General features: G+C 68.2%; 10 protein-coding genes and 1 pseudogene. 7 read left to right on the top strand and 4 right to left on the bottom strand.

Features of this window, described 5'->3' with window-relative positions; all coding sequences use genetic code 11:
• Nucleotides 1-55 precede the first annotated feature (55 nt).
• A pseudogene (locus tag BKH32_RS14220) lies at nt 56-165 on the bottom strand (zinc transporter); the annotation flags it as partial.
• A 74-nt stretch (nt 166-239) separates the two neighbouring features.
• On the opposite strand from BKH32_RS14220, the gene BKH32_RS02570 reads away from it, so the two are divergent.
• From BKH32_RS02570 to BKH32_RS02560, 4 genes are all read left to right on the top strand, one after another.
• Nucleotides 240-524, top strand: a complete 285-nt coding sequence (locus BKH32_RS02570; protein WP_075248493.1) for a transposase — start codon at nt 240-242, stop codon at nt 522-524.
• A gap of 55 nt (nt 525-579) precedes the next feature.
• Complete coding sequence (locus tag BKH32_RS14680; protein ID WP_081376663.1) at nt 580-987, top strand: IS3 family transposase; 408 nt, start codon at nt 580-582, stop codon at nt 985-987.
• On the top strand, nt 920-1,432 hold the full coding sequence (locus tag BKH32_RS13160) for an IS3 family transposase (protein WP_081376662.1): 513 nt from the start codon (nt 920-922) through the stop codon (nt 1,430-1,432). The genes BKH32_RS14680 and BKH32_RS13160 overlap by 68 nt, the downstream gene beginning before the upstream one ends.
• Before the next feature lie 82 nt (nt 1,433-1,514).
• Nucleotides 1,515-2,066 carry a CPBP family intramembrane glutamic endopeptidase gene (locus tag BKH32_RS02560; protein WP_075248482.1) on the top strand — a complete coding sequence of 184 codons (552 nt, stop codon included), beginning with the start codon at nt 1,515-1,517 and terminating at the stop codon, nt 2,064-2,066.
• Between the two features lie 35 nt (nt 2,067-2,101).
• On the opposite strand, the gene purE is transcribed toward BKH32_RS02560, so the two are convergent.
• Both purE and BKH32_RS02550 read right to left on the bottom strand, forming a co-directional pair.
• Nucleotides 2,102-2,656 (bottom strand): 5-(carboxyamino)imidazole ribonucleotide mutase, encoded by a 555-nt coding sequence (purE, locus tag BKH32_RS02555; RefSeq protein ID WP_075248481.1) that lies wholly within the window; start codon nt 2,654-2,656, stop codon nt 2,102-2,104.
• Nucleotides 2,657-2,723: 67 nt separating this feature from the next.
• A complete protein-coding gene (locus BKH32_RS02550; RefSeq protein ID WP_075248480.1) occupies nt 2,724-4,019 on the bottom strand; it encodes a 5-(carboxyamino)imidazole ribonucleotide synthase in 1,296 nt (431 codons plus the stop codon).
• Between the two features lie 67 nt (nt 4,020-4,086).
• Between BKH32_RS02550 and BKH32_RS02545 the strand changes: the two genes are divergently transcribed.
• From BKH32_RS02545 to BKH32_RS02535, 3 genes are all read left to right on the top strand, one after another.
• Nucleotides 4,087-5,349, top strand: coding sequence for a hypothetical protein (locus tag BKH32_RS02545; protein WP_075248479.1), 1,263 nt, complete (start codon nt 4,087-4,089; stop codon nt 5,347-5,349).
• Between the two features lie 40 nt (nt 5,350-5,389).
• Nucleotides 5,390-5,947, top strand: a complete 558-nt coding sequence (locus BKH32_RS02540; protein WP_075248478.1) for a GtrA family protein — start codon at nt 5,390-5,392, stop codon at nt 5,945-5,947.
• Between the two features lie 111 nt (nt 5,948-6,058).
• Nucleotides 6,059-6,790: a VTT domain-containing protein gene (locus BKH32_RS02535; RefSeq protein ID WP_075248477.1), complete on the top strand. Its 732-nt coding sequence runs from the start codon at nt 6,059-6,061 to the stop codon at nt 6,788-6,790.
• A gap of 49 nt (nt 6,791-6,839) precedes the next feature.
• Here BKH32_RS02535 and BKH32_RS02530 read toward each other — a convergent pair whose 3' ends face one another.
• Nucleotides 6,840-7,916, bottom strand: coding sequence for a sensor histidine kinase (locus tag BKH32_RS02530; protein ID WP_075248476.1), 1,077 nt, complete (start codon nt 7,914-7,916; stop codon nt 6,840-6,842).
• Between the last annotated feature and the right edge of the window lie 7 nt (nt 7,917-7,923).

The raw sequence follows: 7,923 nt of genomic DNA, 5'->3' as shown, positions 1-7,923 counted from the left end.
CACTCGCCGAGCGAGCCTGGTGGCCTGAGGTGTGAGCGTGTGCTGGGTGTGGGGGTTAGTGGCCTTGGGCTTCTTCGGCGTCGTCGGTGAGGTAGGTGACGATGCGGACCAGGTCGTAGGGGTGGAGGTCTCGGTGGTGGTGATGGTGCCCTCGATGGGCCGCCAGGTGGGGTCTGGGGTGCGTGGTGTTTCTCGGACTGGGGGAGTTTTTCTTCCCCTGAGTCGATAGGATGGAGACCATGCCGGCAGCGAGATACTCCGAGGAGTTCAAGGAGCAGGTGGTGCGTGAGGTCATCGAGAAGGAACGCACGATCGCCTCGGTGGCCGCCTCATACGGTCTTGCAGCCCAGACGGTGGGTAACTGGGTCGCCAGGTACAGGAAAGAGCACGCCACCGACCAGGACCGCAAGAAAGCCTCCGAGTCAGCCGAGATAGCGAAACTGAGAGCAGAGGTTCGTGAGCTGCGTCAGGAGAATGAGTTCCCGAAAAAAGCAGCCGCATTCTTCGCCAAGGAACGACCGTGACCGACCGTTACGAGCTGATCAACCGTGAAGAAGGCTCCTACTCCATCTCCTCAATGTGCCGGTGGTCCAGGGTGTCAAAATCAAGTCACTATTCTTGGCGCGACCTCCCCCAGTCGCAGACGGCCATTCGGAGGGAGGAGCCGACCGTCATGATCAGGGACATTTTTGGGGGACTCGTGAGGGCACCTCCGGGTACCGGCGGATTCAGGTGGTCCTGGAGCGGCGTGGTGTGCGGGCCAGCGGTTCCACGATCCGCGCCATCATGCGTGACCTGGGACTACAGGCCGCCGGGCCACGGGCAAAGGTCCGAACCACGGTGCTGGCCCAGAACCTGGACGAGTGCCCGGACCTTGTTCAGGCGGTACTCCCGCCGCATATGAGCCCGGCAAGAAACTGTGCGGGGATATTCCCCCGCAAGCGGGAGGTGCCCCTCCTACGTCAGGACGTGGGCTGGGTTCATTGATCTCGCGACCGTTCTGGACTGCTGTACTAAGAAGGTTGTGGGTTACGCGATGGGCGACCGCATGCACACGTCCCTGGTGTGCCAGGCCATTGACATGGCGGTACGTAGGTGCCCGATTGAGAGGGGCGTGACGATCTTTCATTCAGACCGAGGTAGTCAGTACACGTCTCAGAGGTTCCTGGATCACCTCAGGTCATATGGCATTCGCCCCTCGGTGGGGCGTACAGGGGTGTGCTGGGACAATACGTGGGCGGAGTCATTCAATGCCACACTGAAGAATGAGAGAGTCCATCGGATGGTGTACCCCACGAAGGACAAGGCGATCAAGGATATTGCCTCATGGATCGAGCTGAGATATAATCATGTTCGCCTTCACTCAGCCCTGGGGTACCGCACCCCGAACGAGGTCGAACTCGAGTTCCTGGACTTAACTAAGGCAGCCTGAAACACAAAACAAGCACTGCCCGAAAAACACCCAGCAGTCCAATTCTCGCCCAATCAATACGGGCGGCAAGTAGACTGACTGTATGGCTGAGCTCGTCCTGTTCTGTTTGCCGACCATCGTCTACGTCGTCGTACAGTCAGGCGGACAGGATCGCAGGTCGCGTTTCAGGGCCGCACTGGCTCGCGCGGGAGTGTCCTGGGGTTCTCCCGCGAGCTACAGCTGGGCGCTGCTCGTTCTGCTCCTAATGATGCTGACGGCCTGCCTCCCCCTTGCCCTCATTCCCGCCGATGTGCAGGGGACGTCCGGGATGTCCCTCGCTCGACTCACCTCAGTGGGAACGGCCATCGGAATTGCGCTTCGGGCCATCGGAGAGGAGGTCTTCTTCCGTGGGCTGCTCGGTGGAGTGCTCATGAGGCGGCTCGGCTTCAGATGGGGCAACCTCCTCCAAGCCACCATCTTCCTCGTGCCGCACGTGCCCCTGCTGCTGCTCGATGTACGGTTGTGGCCGCTCCTGCCCGCGCAGTTCGCCGCAGGGTGGATGATGGGATGGCTGCGCCACAAGACCGACACCTTCGTACCCGGTGCCGTGGTGCATGTCGTGGTGAATATCGTGGGCGGGCTCATCCGCGCCTGAACCCGCCCAGCTCCTCGGCGGCAGGCCCCCGAATATCACCCCTGAGCGCGGCGTTCACGCAGGGCGGCGCCCTTGGCGTGGGCGGCCTCGCTGAGGTCCTTCTGAAAGGCCCGCATGGCGGCGCCCAGGCGGGCGGCCTCCTGCCCCTGACCGGAGGCGAGGATGCGCACCGCCAGCAGCCCGGCGTTGCGGGCCCCGCCGATGGAGACGGTGGCCACCGGGACCCCGGCGGGCATCTGCACAATGGACAGCAGGGAGTCCATCCCGTCGAGGTACTTCAGCGGCACCGGCACCCCGATGACCGGCACCTCGGTGACGGCCGCCAGCATCCCGGGCAGGTGGGCCGCTCCCCCGGCGCCGGCGATGATGACGCGCAGCCCCCTCTGCGCGGCAGCGCGCCCGTAGTCGATCATCTCGGTGGGCATGCGGTGGGCGGAGACGACATCGGCCTCATAGGGCACCTTGAACTCATCGAGGACCTCGGCGGCGGCCCCCATGACCGGCCAGTCCGAGTCCGAGCCCATGACGATGCCGACCACCGGCTGCTCCGCTCCTGCCGTGCCCGTCGTCGTTGCGCTGACCTCGCTCATGAATGTCCTCCTTGTGTTCCGTGTTGTTCTACCGTGTCCTGCGTGCCGTGGTCTGAATGCGTCCGGCTCAGGCGTCCCCGCGCAGGACGGCGACGGCCCCACGCGCCTGCTCGACGACGTCGGCGACCTCCTTGCCCCGGCCAACCGTCATGGTGACGTGCCCGAGCTTGCGGCCCGCTCGCCACTGCTTGCCGTAGAGGTGGATGCGGGCCTCGGGGTACGCGGCCATGGCCCGGGCCAGGGCATCGGCCCCCGGCTCGCGCTGGCCGCCGATGAGGTTGACCATGACGGTGGTGGGCGCCGTGGCGTCCGTGGCCCCCAGCGGCAGGTCGAGAACCGCCCGCAGGTGCTGGGCGAACTGGCTGGTGACAGCCCCGTCCTGGGTCCAGTGGCCGGAGTTGTGGGGCCGCATCGCCAGCTCGTTGACGTACAGGCGCGTGGGTTCCCCGAAGGTCTCCACGGCGAAGAGCTCGACGGCGAGCACCCCGGTCACCCCGGCGCACTCGGCGACCGTGCGGCCGATGAGCTCGGCCTCCTCGACGGCGGCCGAGTCGAGACCGGGTGCCGGTGCCAGGACCTCAGCGCACATGCCGTCCTCCTGGACCGTCTGGGCCACCGGCCACACCGCCACCTGCCCGCTGGGGGTGCGGGCCAGCAGGACGGCGAGCTCACGGGTGAAGGGGATCGCCTGCTCCACCAGGAGACTGGTCACCGCCGCCCCTCCGAGGCTGCCTCCCCCGCCGGTTCCACGGCCGTCGCCCTGACCGGCGCGAGCACGGGCCACCGAGGCGATCCACTCGGCCGCCTCGCCCTGGCGCAGGGACTCGGCGCTGCGCACCAGCAGGACCCCGTGGCCGTCGTAGCCTCCACGCGGCGTCTTGAGCACCACGGGCCATCCGTGCTCACTGGCGAAGGACTCCACGGCGTCGGTCATCTGCTCGGCGCTGTCCTGCTGCGGCCCGCCGACCTCCGCCCAGGCGGGCTGCGGGAGCCCGGCCCGGCTCATCATCCGCCGCATGGCGAGCTTGTCACGCGCCAGGGTCAGGGCCCGCGGGGTGGGCTGGACACTGACTCCCTCGGACTGGAGCCTCTCCAGGAGGGCCGAGTCCTGGTGCTCGTGCTCGAAGGTGAGGACCGCGGCCGGCCCCCCTGCGAGCCCGTGGGTTCCATCCCCGGCAACGACGGCGCGCACGGCCGCCTCGTCGTCGGCGGCTCCGACGGGGGCGTCCGGGGTCACTTGTCCAGTGGACCCGTCCGCGGCCTCCACCAGTGCCCTGAGGTGAATACCCAGAGCACTGGCCTCCTCCTGCATCATGCGGGCCAGCTGCCCGCCTCCGATCACGGCGACGATGGGTGCGCTCACACCCCCAAGGCTACCCGCCTGCCGCCCTCCCCCACCGCGCCCGGTTCCAGACCGTAGGGTGGGGACCGTGACCCCACCCGTCTCAGAGTCCCCCACCGCCCAGCAGGCCCCGCCCTCGCCTCCGACGCACAGCGCCCCCTCGGGGCCGCACCATTGGCTCCAGGTCCTGATTGTCTGGGCCACGGCGAGCGCCCTGACCTTCGTCATCCTGCGGCTGGGCGCCCAGGACACGCCCGCCACTCCGTGGGCCGGGGCCGCACCGTCCTGGGAGGAGCACCTGCGCTTCTGGGACGCCGGTTGGTACAACCGGATCGTTGAGGAGGGCTACCCGGATCGGCTGCCCGTGGGCGGCGACGGGCGGGTGGCCCAGAACACCTGGGCCTTCATGCCGCTGCTGAGCGCCCTGGCCTCCCTGCTGGGCTGGACCGGCTGGTCCTTCTACGTGCGCGCCACCATCGTCTCGATCCTGGCCTCGTCGGGGGCGGCGGTCGCCATGGACCGCTGGCTCGCACCGCTGACGGGCAGGCAGACCTCCCTGTGGGCGGTGGCACTGGTCTGGTCCTCGCCGTGCGCCGCGGTTCTCCAGGTTCCCTACGCCGAGTCCCTGGGACTGGTGCTGGTGGGACTGACGCTGTGGTTGGCGAGCCGTGGGCGGGCACTGGCTGCGATCCCCCTGGCACTGGCCGCCTGCTTCGCCCGTCCCGTTGGTGTTCCGCTGGGGGCGGCGCTGGGGTTGTGGTGGGTCTGGGAAGTGGCCTGCGCCCGGGGATGGGTCCCGCCGACCTGGTTCTCACGCCTTCTGCCCGGCCACTCCTCCCAGGCACCAGGGGCGCGCCGACGGCTACTGGCGCTGGCACTGGTCACCTGCTCGGCGGCCCTGAGCTGGCCGGTCATCGCCTGGCTGGTCACCGGCCGACAGGATGCCTACACCGCCACTGAGACCTCCTGGCGCGGCGCGGGCCTGGCACCCGTCGTGCAGTGGGCGATCCGCCTGGGCGACTGGGTGGGCCCGCACCTGGGCCTGGCCCTGCTGGCCGTCGTGCTGGCTGCGGTGGGTCTGCTGCTGAGCGCCCCGGGACTGCGGGCCCTGGGCCCTGCAGTCTGGTTCTGGTGCCTGGGCTACCTGCTCTACCTCCTGGTCTTCTTCGACCCGACGACGTCGGTGCTGCGTCTCCTGCTGCCCCTGGCCCCGGCAGGCTGGGCGCTGGCCGCAGCGGCCGGCACCACCCGCAGGCGACTGGCACTGCTGACGGCCTGCGTCTCCGGCCAGCTGCTGTGGGTCTCCTGGGTGTGGAACCTGGGCAGTGTCAGTGTTCACTGGGTTCCGTGAGCGGACTCGGCTTGCGTGACCTGGCTGAGATCGGCATAGGATGCCCGCCATGACGCACTCCTCCGGCAATTCCTTGATGCAGAGGCTCATCGCCCTCGTCAAGGAGTTCATGCAGTTCGGCATGGTGGGCGCTGCGGCCTACGTGATCGACGTCGGCCTGTTCAACCTGTTCCAGCACGGCCCCACCGGTTTCCTCTCCGGCCACCCGAACTCCGCTCAGCTGATGGCGTCCTCGATCGCGACCGTCTTCTCATGGATCGCGAACCGCTACTGGACCTACCGGGGGCGCACCCAGAAGAACGTCGCCCGCGAGGCCACCTTGTTCGTCCTGGCCAACCTGGGCGGCATCGCCATCACGCAGCTGTGCCTGCTCTTCACCCACCACGTCCTGGGGCTGACCTCGCCGCTGGCGGACAACATCGCGGCCTACGTCGTCGGCTTCGGCCTGGGGACGGCATTCCGATTCGTCTTCTACCACTACATCGTCTTCACCGGGCACAAGGACCGCTCCCCCGACAACGACACCGACAGCACCGACCCCCAGGGGCAGACCGGCAGTGGCGCCGAGCCTGCCGTTCCCGTCTCGGTTCGCCCCTGACGCCCGACAGGACCCGGTGCGGTCGGCTGCAGTCACCGGGGTGCCCGATTCCACAGCCCGGAGGGGATCGCTCTCACGGCATGGCCGTCGAGGCACGTTTAGCCTTGCACGGTGACTGCCCTGACCGCCTTGGCACCGGCGCTGAACCTGCCCACTGCCCTCCCCTCCGTCCACGCACCGATGCTCGGCCCCGAGTGGCTCGACGCCACCTTCATCATCAAAGCCTTCGTCGGATGGATCGGCCCCTGGGCCATCCTCGGCGTCATGCTCGTCGTCTTCGCCGAGACCGGTCTGCTCATCGGCTTCTTCCTGCCCGGCGACTCATTGCTGTTCACTCTGGGGATGTTCGTGGCCATCGGCGAGACCAACCCGGCCGAAGGAGTTCCCGTCCCCATCTGGGTGGCGGCCCCCCTCGTGTGGCTCGCCGCCGTTGCCGGCAATCAGACCGGCTACCTCATCGGCCGCAAGGCGGGACCCGCGGTCTTCAACAAGCCCGACTCCCGTCTGTTCAAGCAGGAGTACGTGGACCGCACCTCGGACTTCTTCGAGCGCCACGGCGGCAAGGCCGTCACCTTGGCCCAGTTCGTCCCGATCGTGCGCACCTTCACGCCCGTCATCGCCGGTGTCGGCAAGATGCGCTACCGGCACTTCATCACCTTCAACGTCGTGGGCGCCACCTTCTGGGCCTTCGGCATCACCTGGCTGGGCTACTTCCTGGGAACGATCATGTGGATTCAGGACAACATCGACGCCATGATCCTGGTGATCGTCTTCATCTCGGTGACGCCGATGCTCGTCTCCGGCATCTCGAAGCTCATCAGGTCCCGCCGCCAGGAGTCCTGACGCCGCTCTCCTCCCGTCCCTCGCCGTTGCGCGAGCGCTCAGCGGCGAGTCAGAAGCGACGACGCCGGCCCACCGAGACCAGCGCGCCCTGCGGCAGGACGTTGTTGGGATCCAGGGACTTGGGGACGGCATTGAGCAGAATGGAGAAGACGGCCGGGCTGCGCTGGGACAGCTCGATACGGCCGCCGTCGGCCTCGACGAGGTCCTTGGCCAGGGCCAGCCCGACGCCGGTGGAGCCGTAGCCGGAGACGTGCCGCTCGAAGACATACGGCGCGATGTCCTCGGCCACACCCTCGCCCTCATCGGCGATGTCGATGAAGACCGCGTGGCCGCCGTTGGCGCCGCGCACACTCACCGAGGTCGCCCCGGCCCCGTAACGCAGGGAGTTCTCGATGACAGTGGCCAGCACCTGGGCCAGGGACCCGGGCGTGGCCAGGACCGGATGACTGATTTGGTCGGAGAAGGTGATGGTGCGCCCTGCCTGCTCGAAGGCCGGCTCCCACTCCTCGCGCTGCTGAGCGAAGGTGTCCTTGAGGTGAAGCGCCTCCGTCGTCCCGCCCCCGGAGCGGCGCGAGACCTTGAGCAGGTCCTCGACGACGCCAGTGAGCCTCTCGACCTGCTCCAGGCAGGCGTGGGCCTCGGTACGCACCTCCTCCTCGCCGGCGAACAGCTCGATCTCCTCCAGGCGCAGCGACAAGCTGGTCAGCGGTGTGCGCAGCTGGTGGGAGGCGTCGGAGGCGAACTGCCGCTCGGCGGCGATGCGTCCGGCCACGCGCTCTGCCGAGCGCACGAGCTCGGCCTGAACCAGGTCGATCTCCTCGATCCCCGAGGAGCGCAGACGCGGGCGGACCTGACCGCTGCCGAGCTGCTCGGCCTCCGCGGCCAGGTAGATGAGCGGGGCCGAGATGCGCCTGGACACCCGGGCGGCCACGACGGAGGCCGCCGTCAGTGCGGTGCCGGTGAGCACCAGCACCGTGAGGACGACTGTGCCGATGATGGTGACCCGGTTACCGCTTCCGGCGGCGCGCAACGCGCTGACGACCCAGGCGCCCCCCAGCGGCAGTCCCAGCAGGAGGACGGCCACTGACACCGCCGACATCGTCATCGTCATGGCGTAACGCCGCATGGCACGT

The sequence above is a fragment of the Actinomyces oris genome (assembly GCF_001929375.1).
Taxonomy (GTDB): Bacteria; Actinomycetota; Actinomycetes; order Actinomycetales; family Actinomycetaceae; genus Actinomyces; species Actinomyces oris_B.
Note: the sequence above shows the minus strand (reverse complement) of the source record. Positions and strands in the feature narration are given on the sequence as shown.